Raw genomic sequence first — 22749 nt, 5'->3', positions numbered from 1 at the left:
CGCCTTCACCTGGCATGACCGAAATCCGCAACGTCGAACAGGAGCTGTCGCGCTTCCGCCTGCGGCTGGCGGCGGCCGCCCTGTTCGTGCTGGTCTGCTTCGGACTGCTGCTGGCGCGTTTCTTCTGGCTGCAGCAGGTCAAGCACGAGCAGTACTCGGCCAAGGCGGAAGACAACCGCATCTCGGTCGCGCCGATCGAGCCCAACCGCGGCATCATCATGGACCGCAACGGCGTGGTGCTGGCACGCAACTATTCGGCGTACACGCTGGAGATCACGCCGTCCAAGCTGCAGGACACGCTCGACAACACGATCGACCAGCTTGCCCAGGTGGTCGATATCCAGCCGCGCGACCGCCGCCGCTTCAAGCGCCTGATGGAAGATGCGCGCAGCTTCGAAAGCCTGCCGATCCGCAGCCAGCTGACGGACCAGGAGGTCGCGCGGTTCTCGGCGCAGCGCTTCCGCTTTCCGGGCGTGGACGTGCATGCGCGGCTGTTCCGCCAATACCCGCTGGGCGACTCGGCGTCGCACGTGATCGGCTACATCGGCCGCATCTCCGAGCGCGATCTGGACCGCATCGACAACATGAGCGATGCCAACAGCCAGCCCGGCGTGGCGTACGACCCGCGCAAGGATTCGAACAACTACAGCGGCACGGAATACATCGGCAAGGTCGGCATCGAGCAGAGCTACGAAACCGAATTGCACGGCCTGACGGGCTACGAAGAGGTGGAAGTCAGCGCGGGCGGGCGCCCGATCCGTACGCTGTCGACCTCGCAGGCAACGCCGGGCAACAACCTGATCCTGTCGCTCGACATCAACCTGCAGCGGCTGGCCGAACAGCTCTTCGGCAACCGGCGCGGCGCCCTCGTGGCGATTGAGCCGGAGACGGGCGACATCCTCGCTTTCGTCTCCAAGCCGACGTTCGATCCGAACCTGTTCATTGAAGGGATCGACAGCGCGACCTGGAACGAGCTGAACAATTCGCCGGACAAGCCGCTGCTGAACCGCCCGCTGCGCGGCACCTATCCGCCGGGCTCGACGTACAAGCCGTTCATGGCGCTGGGCGCGCTGGAGCTGGGCAAGCGCACGCCGCAGTGGGGCATGGCCGATCCCGGCTCGTTCACGCTGGGCAACCACACCTTCCGCGATGACGTGCCGGGCGGGCACGGCTGGGTCGACATGTACCGCTCCATCGTGGCGTCGTGCGACACGTATTACTACCGGCTCGCCAATGACATGGGCGTCAATGCCATCCACGATTTCATGAAGCCGTTCGGCTTCGGGCAGGTCACGGGCATCGACATCGAGGGCGAGCGCACGGGCATCCTGCCGTCCACCGAGTGGAAGCGCAAAGCCTACAAGCGCCCCGAGCAGCAGAAGTGGTACGACGGCGAAACCATCTCGCTGGGCATCGGCCAGGGCTACAACAACTTCACCATCCTGCAGCTCGCGCACGCGATATCGACGCTGGCCAACAACGGCGTGGTGATGAAGCCCCACCTGGTGAAGGCCGTTGAAGATTCGCTATCCAAGTCGCGCTCGCTGACCGTGCCGACCGAGAGCTACCGGATTCCGCTCAAGCAGGCCAACATCGACGTGATCAAGCGCGCCATGGTGGGCGTGAACCAGGCCGGCACGGCGGCCAAGGCATTCATCGGTGCGCAGTATGTGTCGGCGGGCAAGACCGGCACGGCGCAGGTGTATTCGCTGGGCAAGAACGAAAAGTACAACCACCACGCCATCCCCGAAAACAAGCGCGACCACGCGTTGTTCGAGGCGTTTGCGCCGGCAGACCATCCGAAGATCGCGCTCGCGCTGATCGTGGAAAACGCGGGCTTCGGCGCTGCATCGGCCGCGCCAATCGCACGTGCCGTGATGGACTATTACCTGACCGGCAAGTGGCCCGCGGAGCTGGCTGCCACCGCGCCGAAACCTCAGCAGCAACCGCCGGTGGATACGCCGAGCGTGTTCTCGACCGGCAAGACGGCCACCATCGCGAGCGCAACGGCTGCGCCGCCGGTGGCTGCAGAGCCGGCATCCGGGGTGGCTGCCGCTTCGGGCGTGGCGGCTTCCGCAGCCGGTGCTGCTACCGCCGCTTCGGCGCCGGCCGCGTCGTCGGTCGCGGCGGGCGCTGCACGCAGCGTGCCGCCGCTGTCGCCCGACTTGGTGGCACCGGCCCTGCGCGAGGCCGGCACCAGCGCCGAGGCCGTCGCCCCGGCCACGCTGGACGCCCAGGTGCTGCAGGCGCTGTCGCATGCGCAACCCGCACCAGAACTGCCGCCACGCGGACGAGGCAACGCTGCCGCACCGGCTTCGGCGCCGGCCACCGCCCCCAAGGGGGCGAAGGACGCCAAGCCCGGCAACAAGCCGGCACCGAAGCCTGCGCAGAAACCGGCCTCCAAGCCGGTCGCGCCCTGATATTTGCGCTTGAGGATTTCGCCATGGACAAACTGGACAAGCGCCGCATATTCAACGTCATCAAGTCGCTCTTCACGGGCTTCGATGGCCCGCTGGCGCTGATCGTCTTCCTGCTGCTCGGCACCGGATTGATCGCGCTGTACTCGGCCGCCATCGACATGCCGGGCCGGGTGGAGGATCAGGTCCGCAACATCCTGCTGTCGTTCGTGCTGATGTGGATCATCGCCAACCTGCCGCAGCAGACGCTGATGCGCTTTGCGGTGCCGCTCTACACTGTCGGCGTGGCGTTGTTGATTGGCGTGGCGGCGTTCGGCCTGATCCGCAAGGGCGCGCGGCGGTGGCTCAATATCGGCGTGGTGGTCCAGCCCTCCGAGATCATGAAGATCGCCATGCCGCTGATGCTGGCGTGGTACTTCCAGAAGCGCGAGGGCGTGATCCACTGGTACGACTATCTGGCTGCCGCCTTGCTGCTGCTGATTCCCGTCGGGCTCATCGCCAAGCAGCCGGACTTGGGCACGGCGCTTCTGGTGCTGGCGGCAGGCATCTACGTCATCTACTTCGCCGGGCTGTCTTGGCGGCTGATCGTGCCGGTGCTGGTGGTTGCGGTGACGGCGATCACGCTGGTGGTGTCGTTCGAGTCGCGCATCTGCGCGCCGGGCGTGAACTGGCCGATCCTGCACGACTACCAGCAGCACCGCGTCTGTACGCTGCTCGATCCGACCACCGACCCGCTCGGCAAGGGCTTCCACACCATCCAGTCGATCATTGCCATCGGCTCGGGCGGCGTGACGGGCAAGGGATGGCTGAAGGGCACGCAAACCCACCTGGAGTTCATCCCCGAGAAGCACACCGACTTCATTTTCGCGGTGTATTCCGAGGAATTCGGGCTGGTGGGCAATGGCGTGCTGCTGTTCCTGTATCTGCTGCTGATCCTGCGCGGGCTCTTCATTGCCGCCAACGCAGGCACGCTGTTCGGGCGCCTGCTGGCAGGGTCGATCACGCTGATCTTCTTCACCTATGCCTTCGTCAACATGGGCATGGTGAGCGGCATCCTGCCTGTGGTGGGCGTGCCGCTGCCACTCATCAGTTACGGGGGAACGGCGCTTGTCACGCTGGGCATGGGCATCGGCATCCTGATGAGCATCGCCCGACAGAAACGCTTCGTGCAGACCTGACAAAACGGCCGCCAGAATTTGGCGGCCGTTTCGTTTTTCAGGCGGCGATGGCCTCCTCGCGCAGCAACCTTCGCAGCACCTTGCCCGTCGCGGTGGCGGGCAGCGCATCGTGGAACTTCACGCGCCGCGGCACCTTGTACGGCGCCATGTTGTCGCGCGACCAGGCAATCAGCTCGGCTTCCGAAAGCGTCACGCCGTTCATCGGCACCACGTGCGCGCAGACGACTTCGCCCTTATCGGGATCGGGAATGGGCGTCACAGCCACCTGGCGGATGCCCGGGTGGCGCGACAGCAGCGCCTCGACCTCCTCCGGGAACACGCTGTAGCCCGACACCTTGATCATCTCCTTGATGCGGCCCTGCCACTGAAGGTAGCCGTCGGGCGAGACCTGGCCGATGTCGCCGGTGCGCAAAAAGCCGTTGTGCAGGACGGCGCGCGTGGCCTCGTCGCGCTGCCAGTAGCCGCGGAACACGCCGGGGCTGCGGATGGTGATCTCGCCCGCCTGGCCGGGCGGCAATTCTGCGCCGGTGTGCGGGTCGACGATGCGTACCTCGGTCTGCGGGACGATCTTGCCGTGCCACCCCCAGCGCGGGGCATCGGCCGGCGTGATGGCGTCACAGGTATGCGTTTCCGACAGGCCGTATGCAGCTTCGTAGGTTCGGCACTGCGGTCCGGCAAAGGCGCGCCACTGCTCGGCAATCGCCTCCGTCAACGTCACGCCAAAGCTGGTGCATGGGTTGGTCACGAGCGATTCCATGCGGTATTGCGCGGCATCCGGGTGCGCCATCACCGCGAGGTTCATCGGCGTCATGCTGTACCACCACGTGACGCGGTAGCGATCGATGGCCTGCAGCACGGCCAGCGGATCGAAACGATAGAGCAGGATGGTGGGCGCGCCGGAATACAGCATCACGTTCATGCCCATCAGCATGCCGGCAATGTGCGACAGCGGCGCCACGGCGAGCAGCACATCGGCCGCCTGGATACCACCGACCTGCACCGTGACAGCCGTTTTGTACAGCGCGTTGCGGTGCGTCAGCATGGCCCCCTTCGGGCGGCCGGTGGTGCCGGACGTGTAGACCATCAGCGCCACTTCATCCAAGCCAACCTGGATGGCAGCCACGGCATCGCGCTCGGCCACATCCACGGGTTCGGCCATCAGCTGCATCAGATCCAGCTGCGCGGCGCCCGGCTTGTTCTTGGGCGGCGGCGCAGACGAGGCATCGGCGGCAATCAGCTCGGGCGGCACGGCCAGCGCCTTGCGACACGCCGGCTGCGAGGGCTGCAGATCGGCATAGCGCGTGGTGATGACGGTCGTGACCGACGTGCCGGGCCGGGCGGCCTCGACGATCGGCATCAGGTCTGCCGCGGCCACGAGGATTTTGGCGCCGGAATCGGCCAGTTGGTCGCGCAGTTCGTGTTGACGCGACAGCGGCCCGCACGGCACGACGATGCCGCCCAGCTTGGCCGTGGCCAGATGCGCAACGATGGCTTGCGGGCAGTTGTGCAGAAACAGCGCAACGCGATCGCCGCGTGTCACGCCCAGCCGCCGCAACTGCACTGCCAGCCGCGTCGAGGCTTGGTCCAGCTCGCGCCAGCAGATCGTGCGGCCATACCACAACAGGGCGATGCGCTCGGGCGTTTGCTGCGCATGGTGGGCGCAATACCGGTGCAGCGGCATTTCGCCCGCCAGATAATTGACCGGTTCGCGGTTCTGGATGGTCATGTTGTGTCTCCTCGGCCGGCGGCCTCGCAAAGCGAGACATCGGCCGTGATGGCAGCCCTCGTTGCGGGGCGCTCATGCGGGTCAGGGTTCGCGGCATCCATCGTTCGAGTATGGCGAAGCCGTTTGGCCACCGCCGCACCGATTTGCGCAAGACCCTGTTCCACCACGATTTGAGCCGAACATGACGTCGCGCAAGACGAATCCCACAAAAATCTACCGTTCGGTATAGAGTCTCGGCGCAAATCTGCTACGGCGTCAATCGGTGAGAAGTCGGATACGCAGCCACGGCAATGAAACAGCGCAGACACAAACCCCGCCGACATTCTGACCTGAGCGTGCGCTCACATTCCGGGATCGCCCCTAGGCAGTGAATTGCTTGTGACAATATTAAATATTTGCTGTCATGACAGATTTGTTCTATTTTTGACAACAAATTATGTGAGAGGCTGGAATGGATCGTTTGCAGTCGATGCGGGTGTTTTCCAAGGTGGTGGAGCTTGGCAGCTTCGCCCGGGCAGCCCAGCATCTGTCGATGAGCAATGCCGTGGTCACGCGCTACGTGGCCGACCTTGAGGCGCATCTCGGCACGCGCCTGCTCAACCGCACCACGCGCAGCCTGTCGCTGACCGACGTGGGCGAAACCTACCTGCAGCGCTGTGCGCAGATCCTGCTCGACATTGACGAGGCGGAATCGCTCGCCACCTCGCGCAGCCAGGCGCTCGTCGGTGGCCTGCGCATCGTCGCCCCGGTGATGTTCGGCCTGCACGTGCTGCCGATGCTGCTCGCGCGCTTCCAGCAGCTCTATCCCGAGGTGACGTTTGACGTGGCGCTGTCCGATCGCCCGATCGACATCGTCGAGGATGGCCGTGACGTCGGCATCATGGTTTCAGAACTCGGCCTTGGCTCGCACCTCGTCGCACGCCGCATGATTTCCGCCGAGATGGTCATGGCCGCCACGCCGGCCTACCTCCGCCAGCATTCCACGCCGCAGCGCGCCGAAGATATTGCCGAGCACCGCGTCATCGCCATGTGGCACCCGCAACTGCGGCACGAATGGGAGATGAGCACGCCCGACGGCCAGTCGATCTCGGTGCCGGTGCAGCCCTCGCTCGTCACGAGCAATGCCGAACTGATGCACCGCGCGGTGCTCGCCGACATGGGCATCGCGATTCTGTCGTCGTACATGGCCCGGCCGGATCTGGAATCCGGACGACTGGTGCGCGTGCTGCCGCAATACAAGCTGCCGCACCGGTCGCTGTCGCTGGTGTACCCAAGCCGCAAGTTCCTGCCGACGAAGGTCCGGACGTTCATCGACTACATGCTGGCCCAGGCGATGGAGGTCAAGCACAGCGAGGCGCGTGCTGGGCGCGGCCTCAGCGAAGCCGCATAAGCGGAGCCGCATCGCCAAAACGAAACGGGAGGACAGTGTCCTCCCGTTTGCATTGACGCCCGCGAAACCGCGATCAGGTTTCGCTGGTGCTTTCCTCGTCGGCCTCGGCTTCAGCGGCTTTCTTGCGCGCCGGGGCCTTCTTTGCGGCCGTCTTGCTTGCGGTCTTGGCGGGCGCCTTCTTGGCAGCGGGCGTCTTGGCGGCGGCCGTCGACTTCTTCGCCGCAGTCTTGGCGCCGGGCTTGCCCTTGCCTTCGCCACGCGGCTCGAATTCGAAGCCGATCTTGCCGTCCGGCTGCTTGACGAGGAACGCCTTGAAGTTGCGCCCTGTGCGTGCCGACTTGAAGCCGGTCAGCAGGTCGGTCTTGCCTTCGGTCAGCAGCTTGGCCAACTGCTCGCGGCTGATCTCCTGCTGCAGGATGATCTTGCCGGTGGTGAAGTCGCAGGTCTTGGGCTGCGCCACGGCATTCTCGCACACGTACTTCAGGCCGTGCTCGTAGACGTTGCCGTTGCACTTCGGGCAGTGGCCGACGCTTTCCTGGCCGGAGAAATCGACCGGCTCGCCATCGTCTTCGTCGTTCTGGCCGAAGTCGAACTCCATCTTCCAGTGACCGTCTTCCTGCGCCAGCTTGAGGATGGCCGCAAACGGCCGGCCCATCTTGCTGCGGAAGCCCTGCAGCGGGCCGATGGTCTTGTTGGTCAGCAGCTCTTCCACCTCGTCCAGCTCGAACTGGCGGCCACCCGGGATCTTGCTGATCGAGAAATCGCAGTGGCTGCAGGCGAAGCGGCGGTAGTTCTCTTTGACCACGTGGCCGCATTGCGGGCACGGCGTGGAGAGCGTCGCGTAGTCGCCGGGGATGGTGTCGCTGTCGTATTCCTTGGCGCGCTTGACGATCTGCTGCGTCATCTGCGCGATCTCGCGCATGAATTCGTCGCGCTCCAGCTGACCGCGTTCGATCAGCGAAAGCTTGTGCTCCCAGCCGCCCGTCAACTCGGCCTGCGTCAGTTCTTCCACGCCCAGGCCACGCAGCAGCGTCATCAGCTGGAAGGCCTTGGCCGTCGGAATCAGCTCGCGGCCCTCGCGCACGAGGTACTTTTCCGTCAGCAGACCTTCGATGATGGCCGCGCGCGTCGCTGGCGTGCCCAGGCCCTTGCCGGCCATCGCTTCGCGCAGCGCGTCGTCGTCGACGAGCTTGCCGGCACCTTCCATGGCCGACAGCAGCGTCGCTTCGTTGTAGCGTGCGGGCGGCTTGGTGGTCAGGCCGACCGGCTCGACCTTGTCCGTCTTGACCTTCTCGTCCTTGGCGACCGGCACGAGGTTGGCGTCTTCGCCCTGCGCCTCGCGGCCGTACACGACCAGCCAGCCCGGATTCACCAGCACCTTGCCTTCGGTCTTGAAGTGATGCCCCGCCACCTCGGTAATCCGCGTGGTGACCTGGTATTCGGCGGCCGGGAAGAACACTGCCAGGAAGCGGCGCACCACCAGGTCGTACAGTTTCTGCTCGGGCTCCGAGAGGTTCTTCGGCGCCTGCAGCGTCGGGATGATGGCGAAGTGGTCGCTGATCTTGCTGTTGTCGAAGATCCGCTTGTTCGGCTTGACCCACTGGTTGGCCAGGATCTTCTTCGCATGCGTCAGATAGTTGGGCGAGCTTTCGCCCAGCATGTCCAGCGTCTGCTTGACCGTGCCCATGTAGTCTTCGGGCAGCGCACGCGAATCGGTACGCGGGTAGGTCAGCACCTTGTGCTTTTCATACAGCGCCTGCGCCAGGCCCAGCGTGTTCTTGGCCGAAAAGCCGAAGCGGCCGTTGGCCTCCCGTTGCAGGCTGGTCAGGTCGAACAGCGCCGGCGACATCTGCGTCGACGGCTTCGATTCTTCCGTCACCGAACCCGGCTTGTCGCGGCACGCAGCCACGATGCTCTTGGCCTCGGCCTCGCTCCACAGGCGCGAATCGCGCTGCTCGGGATCGAACTCGTTCTTCTTGAACTTCGGGTCAAACCAGCGGCCTTCGTACAGGCCGGCCGCGGCGATGAACTCGGCGCGCACTTCCCAGTAATCGCGCGGCACGAAGCGTTTGATCTTCTCTTCGCGCTCCACCACGATCGACAGCGTGGGCGTTTGCACGCGCCCCACGGTGGTCAGGAAGAAGCCGCCGCCCTTGCTGTTGAACGCGGTCATCGCACGCGTACCATTGATGCCGACGAGCCAGTCGGCCTCGGAACGGCAGCGCGCAGCATCGGCCAGCGGGATCATCTCTTCGTCGCTGCGCAGCTTGGCAAAGCCGTCCCGAATCGACTGCGGCGTCATCGACTGCAGCCACAGACGCTTCACCGGCAACTTGGTGTTTGCGTGTTGCGCGATCAGACGGAAGATCAATTCACCTTCGCGCCCCGCGTCACATGCGTTGATCAGGCTGGTCACGTCCTTGCGCTTTATCAGGCGCGTCAGCACCTTCAGGCGCGACTCCGACTTGGCGATCGGGCGCAAGTCAAAGTGCGGCGGGATCACGGGCAGATGCGCGAAGCTCCATTTGCCGCGTTTGACTTCGTATTCATCCGGCGCGGCAATCTCGACCAGGTGGCCAACCGCCGACGAGAGGACGTAGTCGTCGCTCTCAAAGTACTCGTCGTGCTTGGTGAAGCCACCCAGCGCGCGCGCGATATCAGCGGCGACCGACGGTTTTTCGGCAATGATGAGAGCCTTGGACATGTGAGCGGATCCTGGCGATCGCAAGTAATCGGGTAAAGAAGAAGTCGCTTTTCTATAACGACCGTTCGCGTGTTTTTTTAGAGTCTTATGGCAACCCCCGCCGACTTCAAGTGCCGGCGACGCCTGTCAGCGCGCCCCTTTGGGCGTCCTCAATGTTCGGCCGGCCCAAATTTGGCCGCCAATCATAAGCGCGGTTCCTTTTCAGGCGCAATAGAGTGGCGCATGCGGCGCTTGGCCTTGTCAAGGCCTGCACTCACGCCGATTCCAGCAGCCAGCCTCGCAAGTCAGGGGCCGCAGCCACCGCCGAAGCCGCGCTCAGATCACGCGAAAGCAAGCCTTCAACAACACCCGCGTGGGGCAAGACGGGGCCGAAAAACAACACATCGCTCCCTCGCTGCACCAGCAGGGTCGGAAAGTTTTCCACGTCGAGATCGCCCAGCGCGTCGGCATGGTCTTCCACATCGACCCAGACGAAGCAGCACTCCGGATGCCGCTGCGCCAGTTCAGTGAAGGTCGTGCGATAGCTGCGGCACGTGCCACACCACTCCGCGCACAGGCACGCGACCAGCAGCTGCCCGGAGCGGATGCCCGCGTGCAGCGCAGCGGCGTCGGTGTCGGGCGAGAGCAGTGGCATGAAAAACGGGGCTGAACGATCAGCGGAGTGGCGAGGGGGTCGCGCCTATTGTAGGCACGCTTTCACGGAAGCCGCAGGAAGCGCCCGCCCGGCTGACGCTCGACGCGGCCATCCAGCTCCAGCGCCAGAAGCTGCGCGGACAGCGCGGCGGCTGCCTGGCCGGTGCGCTCGCACAAGGTATCCAGATCGACGGGGTCAAAGCCAAGCGCGTCGAGCAGCGCCGTTTCAGCCGCACTCGGCGCCGCGCGGGCTGGGGCCGGCGCAGCTTCGGGTGCCTGGACGGTGGCCGTGCGCGTCGCACGCTTGGCCGGCGCTGCAGCACGCCCCCAGCCGAGTTCGTCGAGGATATCGGCGGCCGTTTCCACCAGCTTGGCGCCTTGCTTGATCAACAGATGGCAGCCCTTGGCGAGCGGCGAATGGATCGAACCGGGAATCGCAAACACATCGCGTCCCTGCTCGGCCGCCAGCCGCGCCGTGATCAGCGAGCCGGACTGCGCCGCGGCTTCCACCACCAGCAGCCCGCGCGCCAACCCCGAGATCAGGCGATTGCGGCGGGGGAAGTTCTCGGCACGTGCGCCCATGCCGAGCGGGTATTCGGAGATGATCACGCCAGCCTCGGCAATGCGATGCGCCAGCGCCCGGTTGCGGGCCGGGTAAACAATATCGAGCCCCGTCCCTACGACTGCGATGGTGCTTCCCGGGCCGGCCAGCGCGCCCTCATGCGCGGCCGCATCGATGCCGAGCGCCAGGCCCGACACGATCGTCACGCTCGCCGCCGACAGCGCCTGGGAAAACGCCCGGGCGTTCTCGATGCCGGCGGCCGTGGCGCTGCGCGCACCCACCACGCCCACCGCGGCCGCGCGCAGCAGGGAGGCGTCGCCCTTGGTGTACAGGAGGGTCGGCGGGTCCGGCAGTTCGAGCAGGCGCGGCGGGTAGCCGCGATCGGCCAGCGTGAAGATGGCGTTGCCCGGCTCGTTCACCCAGGCGACGGTGCGCTCGATCAGCGCTGACAGCGTCTCGTCGGGCTCGGCCAGCACCGCCCGCGCTTGGCGCTCCGGCAGCACCTTGGCGAGCGCGGCATACGGCTGGGCGAAGATGTCTTGCGGCAACCCGAAGGCCGCCAGCAACTGCCGCGCGGCAACGGGCCCGACGCCGGGGGTTTCAGTCAGACGCAGCCACGCGGCCAGTTCAACCGGGTCGCGCGTGCAGGAGAGGGAAGCCGTGGAATCGGCCGCGGCGGGCGCCGCGACCTGCGATGCATCGGTCAAATCAGGGACTGCGGTAGCGCGTAGGTCAGGGTTGCGGCGACATCGGGTTGCTGACGCTGTCGCCCACTTCCACGGTGTTGGAGGCGTCCGTCACCAGTGCATAGGCGACATGCGGGAACACGCGGAACACGAAGGCCAGGCCGTAGCGTTCTTCCGGCAGTTGCACGGCCTCGTTGCCGGCGGTGGCGTCTTTCACGAGCGCACCGGCGCGCGCCAGCGACAGCACGTGGCCCGGCTCCAGCCCCTGCTGGCTGCCGATGTTGAGCACAACCACCTGGTCGGTGCCGCCAAAACGCACGCCGCCAGTCACCTTGGCAACCGCGCCGTGCACGTCGCCCTCCGGCGCATGCGGCGTATAGCGCACCGGCACGCGCGGCGGCAGTGGCATCAGTTGCGAGCCGACGCCCATTTCTTCCTTGGACGACAGCACTTCCATCTTGGTGACCGCCTGCGGGCCGGTCGCCGCACGCACCACGCGCAGCGTGCCGAGGAAGTCCGCTTCGTAGCCGAGCACGCTGCCGGTCACCGGGTCCTTGAGCGGCCGGACAGGGCGATACGCCTGCCATTCGGTGCCGGCCTGGCCGCCTTCGCCTTCCGGCAGCCCGCGGGCGTAGGCGTTTTCGCCCTTGCCCAGATACACGCGGCCTTCGGGCAGCGAGAAGATGCGCGCCGGCGTGGCCAGCGTTTCTTCATCCACCACGATCGGCTGGGTCAGGAACGGCTCGATGGCGGCGGCCGGAATGCTGGAGATGGCGTCGCCGTCTTGGCCCGACACGCGGGTATGCGGCGACAGGCGCACCGTGCTGCCATCCGCCGACGCCGGCGAACTCGACAGCCACGCGCGGCCATTGGCGTGATGCAGATACAGGATCTGGCCCGGATAGATCAGATGCGGATTGCGGATCTGCTCGCGGTTCATGCCCCAGAGTTCGGGCCAGCGATAGGGCCGCTTGAGGTACTTGCCGGAGATCGCCCAGAGCGTGTCGCCACGGCGCACGGTGTACTGCGCAGGCGCGGTGGGGGACAGTTCGGATTCGGGGATGCCCGCTTGGGCAGCCGTCGCGGCCTGCGCCTGTTGCGCCGGCGTCACAGTGCGCTCGGCAGCGTGGGCGGCGCCCATGCAGAAAAGCGCTGCCGCGGCAGCCGCCGACAGGGCGCAAACGTAAGACTGGCGCGCTTTCGTGGCAGTTTGCATGGCGGGCTGGGAGTGCATCGGTGTGTTACGATGGCGCATTATTCTATGAAGAATCGGCGAGTGGTCCGCGGGCCTGTTCGACGCCTCACCGCCGCAGCTGTACGCAGTTCTGCGCCGCAGCAAGAGGGGTATGGCATCCAACATTCGTCAGGCTTTTTCCTAAGCCATGTGGCGGATAGCGCCCCCGATTCTGCATGACATTCCAAGCGATCGCAATTGAAGGCAACCCCTCGTTAGCGTGGCCTTCTGCAACCGTTGTTGCCAAGCATCATGGCCCTACTGAATATCCTGCAATACCCTGATCCGCGGCTGCACAAGGTCGCCAAACCGGTCGCCGTGGTAGATGACCGCATCCGCAAACTGGTGGCCGACATGGCCGAGACCATGTACGAGGCGCCCGGCGTCGGCCTGGCCGCCACGCAGGTCGACGTGCACGAGCGCGTGATCACCATCGACGTGTCGGAATCGCGCGACGAGCTGCGCGTGTTCATCAACCCCGAAATCATTTGGGCCAGTGACGAGCACAAGGTCTGGGACGAAGGCTGCCTGTCGGTGCCTGATATCTATGACAAGGTCGACCGCCCGGCCCGCGTGCGCGTGCGTGCACTGAACGAGAAGGGCGAAACCTTCGAGCTGGAGGCCGACGATCTGCTGGCCGTGTGCATCCAGCACGAGATGGATCACCTGATGGGCAAGGTCTTCGTCGAATACCTCTCGCCGCTCAAGCAGACGCGCATCCGCTCCAAACTCAAGAAGCATCAACGCGACGCGGCGCCCCAGCGTTGAACGCGTTCCCATGCCTGCCGACGCCGACGCGCGCCCTCGCCCCATCCCGCTGATGCCGATCGCTCCCGATGACGCAGGCTCCAACGTAAGCCCTCGCCGCCTGTCGGCGCTGCTGGTGCGGCACTGGCGTGCCGTCGTCGTGCTGATGCTGTGCGCGTATTTTGTGGCGGGCACGTTCTGGCGCGCGCCCTGGAAGGCCGACGAGCCGTATTCCTTCGGCATCGTCATCAACATCATCGAGCGCGGCGACTGGGTCGTTCCCAACGTCGCCTTCGAGCCGTTCGTCGAAAAACCCCCGCTGATGTACTGGACGGGCGCGCTCGCCGCGCTCGCGCTGCCCGACATGCCGCCGCACGAAGCCGTACGCGTGGCGGTGCTGTTCTGGATGGCGCTGACGTGCTGGGCCGTCTGGCGCACGGCGCGCCTGCTGCGCAGCGAAGCGCGCGACTGGCGCCTGCGTGTGGGCGCAGACCTGGCCCGCGGACGCCCTGGGCTGACGTTGGCCGCACGCCGTGAAGCCGGCCTCGACGCCGGCGGCGCTGCATTGCGCGACTATGCGCTGGGCGCGCTGCTGCTGTTTGCCGGCTGCGTCGGACTGGTCGAGCACGCCCACAAGTTCATTGCCGATGTCCCGCAACTGGCCGGCACCGCGATCGCCCTGTATGGCCTGGTGCGCTTCGTCAAAGAGAGCGAAGCTGGCGGCGCAAAGGGCGTCGACGTCCTGCGCCCCGCGCTGTGGTTCGGCACGGGCATCGGCGTGGCCTTCCTGGGCAAGGGCGTGCTGGTGCCAGGGCTGTTTGCGATCACCCTGCTGGCAGCGATCGCCCTGTTGCCCGATTTCCGCAACCGCCAGGCATGGCGCTTCTATGGCCTCTCGCTGCTGGTGGCGCTGCCATGGCTGGCGATCTGGCCGGCCATCTTCTGGCACGAATCGCCGGACCTGTTCATCGAATGGTTCTGGGTCAACAACCTGGGCCGCTTCTTCGGCTTCTCGCATCTGGGCGGCGAGAAAGGTGCGCTGACGACGACCATCCGTTCCATCTTTCTGACCGGCACGCCGGCTGTGTGGCCGGCGGTGGCCGTGCTCGGCGTGTCGCTGTACAAGCTCGTGCGGCAGCGCGGGCATGGCGCGCGTACGGCGTGGCTGTTGCCGTATCAGGGGCACCTGGTCGTCGCGCTGTTCGTGCTGGCGACGATTGCCGTGGTCCTGCGCTCGGCGGTGCTGCGCGATGTCTACCTGATGCCGCTGCAACCGGCGCTGGCCTTGCTGGGCGCGCCGATGCTGCTGCTGATCGCGCCAGCGTGGCGCGCGCGCGCATGGGGCGCGGCGGTGGCGTTGTTTGGCGTGCTGGGTCTGGTGGTGTGGGCCGTGTGGGGCGCGCTCGTGACCAGCGGTGGGCAATTGCTGCCGGGATGGCTCGCCAAGATGCTGGGCCGCGTGCTGCCGTTGCCGTATGACATGCTGATCCACCCGGTCGCCGTCTTGGCGGCGGGGGCGATTACGGCGCTGTGGGCTGCCTGCGTGTGGCTGCGGCCGGCGCGTTCCGGCGTGGTCGCATGGGCGGCCGGTCTGGGCATGGTGTGGGGCCTGCTCGGCACGCTGCTGATGCCGTGGGTGGACGACGCCCGCAGCTACCGCCCGCTGTTCCAGGCGATCAAGCCGGTGCTCGAATCGGCGCAGATCTGTGTGGCCACGCGCGGCATGGGCGAAAGCGAGCGCGCGCTGATGCACTACGAAACCGGCGTGCGCCCCGTCAAATGGCTGCTCGGCCACAGCGGTGCCGGCGACGATCACCACCCCAACCCGACCGCGCGCACCTGCGATCTGATACTCGTGCTCGAAAAACGCCCGGAGCACGCCCGACGCCGCCCGCACGGCGACAACTGGGAAATGGTCTGGCGCGGCAGCCGTCCCGGCGACACCAACGAAACCTTCTCGCTGTTCCAGCGGCGCAGCAATGGCGCGCCCGAGGCGCTGCCGTCGCCCGAGCCCATCGTGCCGCTGACCGACACGCCGCATCGCGGCCGTCGCTAAGCCCCATGCGCTACGCTGTCGTGTAGCGCGCTTCCCCTCGTTTTCGGTTTTCCATCCATGACGTCCACCCTCCGCGTAGCGTTTGCCGGCACGCCTGAATTTGCGCAGATTGCCCTGGCGGCCATCCACCAGGCCGGCTTTCCCGTCGTTGCCGTGCTGAGTCAGCCGGATCGCCCGGCAGGGCGCGGCATGCAATTGCAGGCGAGCCCCGTCAAGCAGTACGCCGTCACGCATGGGTTCGCGCCGATCCTGCAGCCGCCGTCGCTGCGCCGCACGGGCAAATATCCGCAGGAAGCCGCGGAAGCCATCGACGCCCTGGCCGCCCAACGCCCCGACGTGATGGTCGTCGCGGCCTATGGCCTGATCCTGCCGCAGGAAGTGCTCGATCTGCCGCGCTTTGGCTGCATCAACATCCACGCGTCGCTGCTGCCGCGCTGGCGTGGCGCAGCGCCCATCCACCGTGCAATCGAAGCGGGCGATGCCGAATCGGGCATCACGCTCATGCAGATGGATGCGGGCCTGGATACCGGCGACATGATCGCCATGGAGCGCGTGCCCATCGGCCTGACCGACACGACGGGCACGCTGCACGACACGCTGGCCGCGCTCGGCGGACGCATGGTCGTGGAGGCACTCGCCAAGCTGGCGCAGGACGGCAAGCTCGGCGCCACGCCGCAGCCGGCTGAAGGCATCACGTATGCCGAGAAGATCGCCAAGGACGAAGCCGCGCTCGACTGGTCGCGCCACGCCGCCGCGTTGCTGCGGCAGGTGCATGCGTTCAACCCGTTTCCCGGCGCATCGGCCGCGCTGGATGGCGCGGCGATCAAGTTCTGGCAGGCAGAAGCGCTGGCCGATCGCCCGGCTGACGCAGAACCCGGCACGGTACTCGCCGCCAACGCCGAGGGCGTCACCATCGCTTGCGGCGCCGGCGCGCTGCGTGTGACGCAGTTGCAGAAGCCGGGCGGCAAACGCCTGCCCGCGCGGGAATTCCTGCAAGGCCTGGCGATCCAGCCCGGCCAGCGCTTCGCCTCGCGCAGCTAACCGCTCTATCTATATAGAAGAGGATTTCGCCATGACCGCGCTGGGCATCGTCAATCTGCCGCTCTTCATGCTGGCCGTGTTTCTGCTGAATGTGACGCCAGGGCCCGACACCGCCTATATCGTCGGGCGCAGCGTCTCGCAAGGACGCGCGGCGGGGCTGCTGTCGTCGCTGGGCGTGTCGGCGGGCTGTTGCGTGCACGTGCTGGCGGTCGCGTTCGGGCTGACGGCGCTGCTCGCGGCGTCCACCGTGGCCTTCACGGTCATCAAGGTGGTCGGCGCGGCGTACTTGATTTATCTGGGTGGGCGCATGCTGCTGGCGCCGCCCGAACGCGACGACGCCCCGGCCGAAAAAACGGAAACGCCCGCTGCCCGGCGCCCGCGTCCGCTCAAGTCGCTGTTCATGCAGGGTTTTCTCACCAATGTGCTGAACCCGAAGGTCGTGCTGTTCTTCCTGTCGTTCTTCCCGCAGTTCGTCGATCCGCACGCCGCCCACAAGGCGCTGGCCTTCCTGGCATTGGGGGCGGTGTTCATCGTCATGTCGACGATCTGGAACAGCTTGGTGGCGTGGGTGGCCGCCAGCGTTACGCGCCGGGTGGCGGGCAAGCCCGGCATTAAGCGGTGGCTCGATCGCGTCGTGGGCACGGCGTTCATCGGGCTGGGCGCGCGGCTGGCGTTCACCACCCGTTGATGCGTCAAGCGTCATCTGCGGCGAAATATCGCGCAAGTGCGGCGCAAACCCTTGAATTTTCAGCGATTATCGCGATCTAACGACTTCACAAACCCCAACACCCACAGGAGCCACGCCCCTATGTTCAACTGGATCAAGACCTTCATGTTGATGGCAGCGATCACCGCGCTGTTCATCGTCATCGGCGGCATGATCGGCGGACGCAGCGGGATGATGCTGGCGCTGCTGTTCGCGCTGGGCATGAATTTCTTCTCGTACTGGTTCTCCGACAAGATGGTCCTGCGCATGTACAACGCGCAGGAAGTCAACGAGACCAGCGCGCCGCAGTTTTATCGGATGGTGCAGGAGCTTGCCGGCCGCGCCGGCCTGCCGATGCCGCGCGTCTATCTCATCGACGAAGCGCAGCCGAACGCCTTCGCTACCGGCCGCGACCCCGAGCACGCCGCCGTGGCCGCCACGACGGGCATCCTCAATATCCTGTCGGAGCGCGAACTGCGCGGCGTGATGGCGCACGAACTGGCCCATGTACAGCACCGCGACATCCTCATTTCGACCATTTCCGCGACCATGGCCGGTGCGATCTCGGCGCTGGCGAACTTTGCCGTGTTCTTCGGCGGCCGCGACAGCGAAGGCCGCCCCGCCAACCCGATCGCCGGGATTGCGGTAGCGATCCTCGCGCCGCTGGCGGCGTCGCTCATCCAGATGGCGATTTCCCGCGCACGCGAGTTCGAAGCCGACCGCGGCGGCGCGACCATCAGCGGCGACCCGCAGGCGCTCGCCTCAGCGCTGGACAAGATCCATCGCTATGCGGCCGGCATTCCGTTTGCCGCCGCCGAAGCCCACCCGGCCACCGCGCAAATGATGATCATGAACCCGCTACATGGCGGCGGCCTGGCCAACCTGTTCAGTACGCACCCGGCCACGGAAGAGCGCATCGCGCGCCTGATGCAGATGGCGCAGACGGGGCAATATCCCGCGTAAAAGCGGCAGCCCGACGGGGCGCTTCCTTTATACTTCCGCAGTCCGCACGAGCCCGCCCATCGCGGGCTCGTTGCATTTTGTCCGCCTGATTTCCTGCCGCCCGATGCGCCTGCCGCCCGATTCCCTCGCCCACGCCTTGTCGCTTGCCGCCACCGCCCTCGGCAAGCTGCGGCAGGGCACGGCATTGCCGCAGGCCATCGATGCCGTCTGCCAGGGCCAACCCGCACCGGTGCGCGGCGCCGTGCAGGATCTCGCCTACCGCGCCACGCGCTGGCTGGGCAGCACCGACTGGCTGATCCGCACGCTGATCCCGCGCCCGCCCGCCGAAGGCGCCGCCAATCTGCTGCGCGTGGCGCTCGCGCAATTGCTGGACGACCCGCTGCCGTACGCGCCGTTCACCGTCGTCGACCAGACCGTCACGGCGGCCTCGGCTGATCCGAAGCTGTCGCACGGCAAAGGCATGATCAACGGCGTGCTACGCCGCTTCCTGCGCGAGCAACAGGCGCTGGTCGCAGACATGCAGGCGGATCCGTCGGCGGCCACCAACTACCCGACGTGGTGGATCGACGCCGTACGCAGCGCGTATCCCGACACATGGCAAACCATCCTGGCCGCGGGCAACCGTCGCCCGCCGATGGTGCTGCGCGTGAACCCGCGCCGCATTACCGTCGACGCGTACCTCGCCCGCCTGGCCGAAGCCGGCATCGACGCCGAGCGCATCGGCGCGCAGGCCGTCCGCCTTGCGCGCGCCGTGCCCGTTTCCGAACTGCCGGGTTTTGCCGACGGCGATGTCTCCGTGCAGGACGCCGGGGCGCAACTGGCTGCAACGTTGCTCGACGTCGCGCCCGGGCAGCGCGTACTTGATGCGTGCGCCGCGCCGGGCGGCAAGACCGGCCATCTGCTGGAGCTGGCTGACGGCCTGGACGTCACGGCGCTTGAGTCGGATGCCGCGCGCGCCGTGCGTATCACCGAAAACCTCGCACGCCTGAGCCAGACCGCCACGCTCTGCGTCGGCGACGCGGCCCAACCCGACACCTGGTGGGACGGCCGACCGTTCGACCGCATCCTGGCCGATGTGCCGTGTTCGGCCGCCGGCATCGTGCGGCGTCATCCGGACATCCGCTGGCTGCGCCGCCCCGCCGACCTCAAGGCGCTGGCCGGGCTGCAGCGCGACATCGTGCGCGCCCTCTGGGCATGCCTGAAGCCGGGTGGCAAGTTGGTTTATGTCACGTGTTCGATTTTCCCGACGGAAGGCGAGGAACAAGCCCGATGGTTTGAACGCCATCTGGAAGATGCGATACGATTGCACGCGCCCGGCCAGTTGCTGCCGGTCTCGCCCGAGGCGGCGCAGATCAGCGGATTCGACGCCGGCGCGTCGCCCTTGCCGCTCGATCACGACGGCTTCTTTTACGCGGTTTTCCAGAAACGGCCTTGATGCACCGACCGTTGTGACTGTCATCCTTCGCCCATCGATCCGGCTGCTGCAAACCCGGTTCCGGCAGATTCTGCAACGGCTGGTCGCGCTGGTCGCATTGGGCATGCTGCTTTGGTGGCCGGTCGCGGCGCCCGCACAGTCCATCGAAATCAACCGGGCGCAGCTCGAATACGCCGATGGCGGCTGGAACCTCTCCGCCGATTTCGATTTCGACCTGCCCAGCAACCTCGAAGACGCAGTAAACAAGGGCATCGCGCTCTACTTCCTCGTCGAATTCGAATTGATCCGCCCGCGCTGGTATTGGTTTGACGACCACGCCATCAGCGCCACGCGCGTGGTGCGGCTGTCGTATCACCCGCTCACACGCCAATACCGGGTATCGACCGGCGGCCTGCAGGTGCCGTTCTCGCGCCTGAAAGACGCCGTCGATTTCATGCAGCACGTGCGCGGCTGGCGCGTGTTCGAGCAGCGCGCCGTCAAGGCCGGCGAAACCGTGCAGGCCGAAGTGCGCATGCGCCTGGACGTGACGCAACTGCCCAAGCCGTTCCAGATCAACGCCGTCAACACGCGCGACTGGAATCTCAGCTCGGAGTGGAAGCGCTTCAGCGTGCTGGTGCCGAATGAGCCGCCGCCCGCCCCGGCGCCCGCGCCTGTTGCGCCACCGGCGAGCCCACCGGCATCCTCGCCGCCTGCTTCCGGGTCGTCGGGGCTGTCGCCCAATCCGGGCTGGGGGATGAGCGCCGGCCCGTCCAGCGCAGGCACGTTGCTGGCCCCCGCCAAATGATCTTCGATCGCAGCTACAAGCGGCTGCTCTATCAGGTGGTGGCGGGCACCATCGTCTTTCTGGCGATCGTGCTGGTCGGGCTGCTGGCTGCCGCATCGGCCAACACCGAATTCTTCGACCGGTATTTCACGCTGCTCTACAAGGTCAACCTCGTCATCGGGGTGCTGCTGGTGGTCATCATCGGCGGGCTGATGCTGGCGCTGGCGCTGCGCGCGCGGCGCGGCAAGTTCGGCACGCGGCTGATGACCAAGCTGGCGGTGTTCTTCGGCGTGGTCGGCGTGCTGCCAGGGGTGCTGATCTACCTGGTGTCGCTGCAGTTCGTATCGCGCAGCATCGAGTCGTGGTTCGACGTGAAGGTCGAATCGGCGCTGGAGGCCGGCCTGAACCTCGGCCGCTCGACCATGGATACCGCACTGGCCGATCTGCAGAACAAAGGTCGCCTGATTGCCGAGCAGGTGGGCGATGGGTCGGCCTCCGCCACGGCCATCACGCTCAATCGATTGCGCGAGCAGTTCGGCGTGCAGGAAGCGACGATCTTTACGGCTAGCGGCCGGGTGATCGCCACGGCGTCAAACACCTACGACACGCTCGTGCCGAACCTGCCCGATCAGGCCGTGCTCGAGCAGGCCCGCGCGCCCGGCGGCTATGCCAGCCTGGAGGGCGGCAGCGATGCGGAAACCGATAGCGCCTCCGCGCCCGCCGCTTCGGCACCTGCGGCACCACGCGCCAACAGCCGCCGAAGCGATCTGTACCAACTCCATGTGGTGGTGGCGCTCGGCACATCGTCCCGCGACGAGCCAAGCCTCGGACTGAGCACGCCGGCACGCAAATGGGCCGGCACCGGTTTGCTGGCAGACCGCCGGCCGGACGATGGCGGCAGCACCTCGCGCGGCTTCGGCCTGATCGGCGAGAGCGGCCGCGACGAACGCTTCCTGCAGCTCGTGCAGCCGGTGCCGCAGGCGCTCGCCCGCAACGCCGACGCCGTCCAGCGCGCCTACCAGGAATACCAGGAGAAAGCGCTTGGCCGCACCGGCCTGCGCAAGATGTACATCGGCACGCTCACGCTCACGCTGTTCCTGGCGGTGTTCATTGCGGTGATGCTGGCGCTGCTGCTCGGTGCGCAGCTGGCACGGCCGCTGCTAATGCTGCTCCAGGGCACGCGCGAAGTGGCCGAGGGCGATCTCTCGCCCAAGCGCGAATTGCATACGCGTGACGAGCTGGGTGTGCTCACCCAACAGTTCAACCAGATGACGCGGCAGCTGGCCGACGCGCGCCGCGCCGTGGAGCAGAATCGCGCGGCACTCGAGCAATCGAAGGCCTATCTTGAGAGCGTGCTGACCAACCTGACCGCGGGCGTCTTCGTGTTCGACCATCGCTTCGTGCTGCTGACCGCCAACCCGGGTGCCGAGCGCATCTTCAAACAGCCCTTCGGCGCGTGGGTCGGCCAGGGGCTGGCCAGCATCACACCGGTGGCGGCCTTCGCGCCGGTGGTCGAACAGGCCTTTGCCGAGCAAGACGCAAGCGCGGCGGCCGGCGGCGCGGTGGCCCACTGGCAGAAGCAGGTCGAAATTCCGCTCGAAGACGAAGACGAGCCGCTCACGCTGCTGGTGCGTGGCACGCGCCTGCCCGGCCCGTCCGTCGGCGCGCACGGCACCGAGCGCGGCTACGTGGTGGTGTTCGACGATATTTCCGACGTGATCTCGGCGCAGCGGTCGGTCGCGTGGGGCGAGGTTGCGCGGCGCCTTGCGCACGAGATCAAGAATCCGCTCACGCCCATCCAGCTCTCCGCCGAGCGCCTGGAGATGAAGCTTTCGCCCAAGTTGTCCGAGGCGGACGCCGACGTGCTGCGGCGCGGCGCCACCACCATCGTCAACCAGGTGGCCGCGATGAAGCGCATGGTCGATGACTTCCGCGACTACGCCCGCACGCCGCCGGCCATGCTGCAGGAGCTGGACCTGAACGCGCTGGCCGCCGAGGTGCTGCACCTGTACGGCATCGATCACCCTGACCGCCGCGACCACCCCGTCATCGAGGCCAAGCTGGGCGCCAATCTGCCGCTCATCAAGGGCGACCCGACGCAACTGCGCCAGGTCATCCACAACCTGCTGCAGAACGCGCAGGACGCCGTGGCGGAGAACGAAGCGGCCGGGCGACCTGCTCCGCATGTCATGTTGCAAACTGACACGGTAGAATACGACGACGCCTCGGGCGCGCGGCGGCAGGCCGTGCGGCTTGCGATCGCGGACAACGGCGGCGGGTTCTCTTCCCGCATCCTCAACCGCGCCTTCGAGCCGTACGTCACGACCAAAGCCAAGGGCACAGGATTGGGCTTGGCCATGGTGAAGAAAATCATGGACGAGCACGGGGCGCGCATCGAATTGCGCAACCGCCAGTCCAGCACAACATCGGGCACATCGGGTACCGACACCGTCGGCGCCCAGGTTTCCATACTGTTCGTAAAACTCGCGTAGCGCGGACGGCAATCCC

Annotated in this window: 16 protein-coding genes; 11 read left to right on the top strand and 5 right to left on the bottom strand. The window is 66.5% G+C overall.

Going from position 1 to position 22749, the window contains the following annotated elements:
• The first annotated feature begins 14 nt into the window (after positions 1-14).
• Together mrdA and rodA are read left to right on the top strand one after the other, a co-directional pair.
• Positions 15-2420 carry a penicillin-binding protein 2 gene (gene mrdA, locus R2676_RS15825; RefSeq protein WP_316857335.1) on the top strand — a complete coding sequence of 802 codons (2406 nt, stop codon included), beginning with the start codon at positions 15-17 and terminating at the stop codon, positions 2418-2420.
• A 23-nt stretch (positions 2421-2443) separates the two neighbouring features.
• On the top strand, positions 2444-3595 hold the full coding sequence (gene rodA, locus R2676_RS15820; RefSeq protein WP_037026347.1) for a rod shape-determining protein RodA: 1152 nt from the start codon (positions 2444-2446) through the stop codon (positions 3593-3595).
• A 37-nt stretch (positions 3596-3632) separates the two neighbouring features.
• Here rodA and R2676_RS15815 read toward each other — a convergent pair whose 3' ends face one another.
• Complete coding sequence (locus tag R2676_RS15815; RefSeq protein ID WP_206273481.1) at positions 3633-5321, bottom strand: AMP-binding protein; 1689 nt, start codon at positions 5319-5321, stop codon at positions 3633-3635.
• A 451-nt stretch (positions 5322-5772) separates the two neighbouring features.
• Here R2676_RS15815 and R2676_RS15810 point away from each other — a divergent pair, with 451 nt between their 5' ends.
• Positions 5773-6711 (top strand): LysR family transcriptional regulator, encoded by a 939-nt coding sequence (locus tag R2676_RS15810; protein ID WP_009239399.1) that lies wholly within the window; start codon positions 5773-5775, stop codon positions 6709-6711.
• 73 nt (positions 6712-6784) lie between these two features.
• Here the strand turns inward: R2676_RS15810 and R2676_RS15805 are convergent, their stop codons facing one another.
• From R2676_RS15805 to R2676_RS15790, 4 genes are all read right to left on the bottom strand, one after another.
• Entirely contained in the window at positions 6785-9415 is a 2631-nt protein-coding gene (locus tag R2676_RS15805) for a DNA topoisomerase III (RefSeq protein WP_206273480.1), read from the bottom strand.
• Positions 9416-9668: 253 nt separating this feature from the next.
• Complete coding sequence (locus tag R2676_RS15800) at positions 9669-10049, bottom strand: thioredoxin family protein (protein ID WP_206273479.1); 381 nt, start codon at positions 10047-10049, stop codon at positions 9669-9671.
• 62 nt (positions 10050-10111) lie between these two features.
• Complete coding sequence (dprA, locus tag R2676_RS15795) at positions 10112-11317, bottom strand: DNA-processing protein DprA (RefSeq protein ID WP_206273478.1); 1206 nt, start codon at positions 11315-11317, stop codon at positions 10112-10114.
• 25 nt (positions 11318-11342) lie between these two features.
• The gene (locus R2676_RS15790) at positions 11343-12530 is read right to left on the bottom strand and encodes a LysM peptidoglycan-binding domain-containing protein (protein WP_206273492.1); all 1188 of its coding nucleotides are present in this window, start codon (positions 12528-12530) and stop codon (positions 11343-11345) included.
• 252 nt (positions 12531-12782) lie between these two features.
• Between R2676_RS15790 and def the strand changes: the two genes are divergently transcribed.
• The 8 genes from def (at position 12783) to R2676_RS15750 (ending at position 22733) form a co-directional block, all read left to right on the top strand.
• Positions 12783-13298, top strand: coding sequence for a peptide deformylase (def, locus tag R2676_RS15785; RefSeq protein WP_027678689.1), 516 nt, complete (start codon positions 12783-12785; stop codon positions 13296-13298).
• A gap of 10 nt (positions 13299-13308) precedes the next feature.
• Positions 13309-15333 carry an ArnT family glycosyltransferase gene (locus tag R2676_RS15780; RefSeq protein WP_206273477.1) on the top strand — a complete coding sequence of 675 codons (2025 nt, stop codon included), beginning with the start codon at positions 13309-13311 and terminating at the stop codon, positions 15331-15333.
• 57 nt (positions 15334-15390) lie between these two features.
• Positions 15391-16374, top strand: coding sequence for a methionyl-tRNA formyltransferase (gene fmt / locus R2676_RS15775; RefSeq protein WP_206273476.1), 984 nt, complete (start codon positions 15391-15393; stop codon positions 16372-16374).
• Between the two features lie 31 nt (positions 16375-16405).
• Positions 16406-17062, top strand: a complete 657-nt coding sequence (locus R2676_RS15770; RefSeq protein WP_027678692.1) for a LysE family translocator — start codon at positions 16406-16408, stop codon at positions 17060-17062.
• A 120-nt stretch (positions 17063-17182) separates the two neighbouring features.
• Positions 17183-18043 carry a zinc metalloprotease HtpX gene (htpX, locus tag R2676_RS15765; protein ID WP_027678693.1) on the top strand — a complete coding sequence of 287 codons (861 nt, stop codon included), beginning with the start codon at positions 17183-17185 and terminating at the stop codon, positions 18041-18043.
• A 103-nt stretch (positions 18044-18146) separates the two neighbouring features.
• Positions 18147-19478 (top strand): 16S rRNA (cytosine(967)-C(5))-methyltransferase RsmB, encoded by a 1332-nt coding sequence (rsmB, locus tag R2676_RS15760; RefSeq protein WP_206273491.1) that lies wholly within the window; start codon positions 18147-18149, stop codon positions 19476-19478.
• A 13-nt stretch (positions 19479-19491) separates the two neighbouring features.
• Positions 19492-20262 carry a DUF4390 domain-containing protein gene (locus tag R2676_RS15755; protein WP_027678695.1) on the top strand — a complete coding sequence of 257 codons (771 nt, stop codon included), beginning with the start codon at positions 19492-19494 and terminating at the stop codon, positions 20260-20262.
• Positions 20259-22733 carry an ATP-binding protein gene (locus R2676_RS15750; RefSeq protein ID WP_206273475.1) on the top strand — a complete coding sequence of 825 codons (2475 nt, stop codon included), beginning with the start codon at positions 20259-20261 and terminating at the stop codon, positions 22731-22733. Before R2676_RS15755 ends, R2676_RS15750 begins: the two co-directional genes overlap by 4 nt.
• The last annotated feature ends 16 nt before the right edge of the window (positions 22734-22749 follow it).

Origin of the sequence: Ralstonia flatus, assembly GCF_958439105.1 — a bacterium.
GTDB classification, from domain to species: Bacteria; Pseudomonadota; Gammaproteobacteria; order Burkholderiales; family Burkholderiaceae; genus Ralstonia; species Ralstonia flatus.
This window is presented reverse-complemented; position numbering and strand designations above follow the sequence as displayed.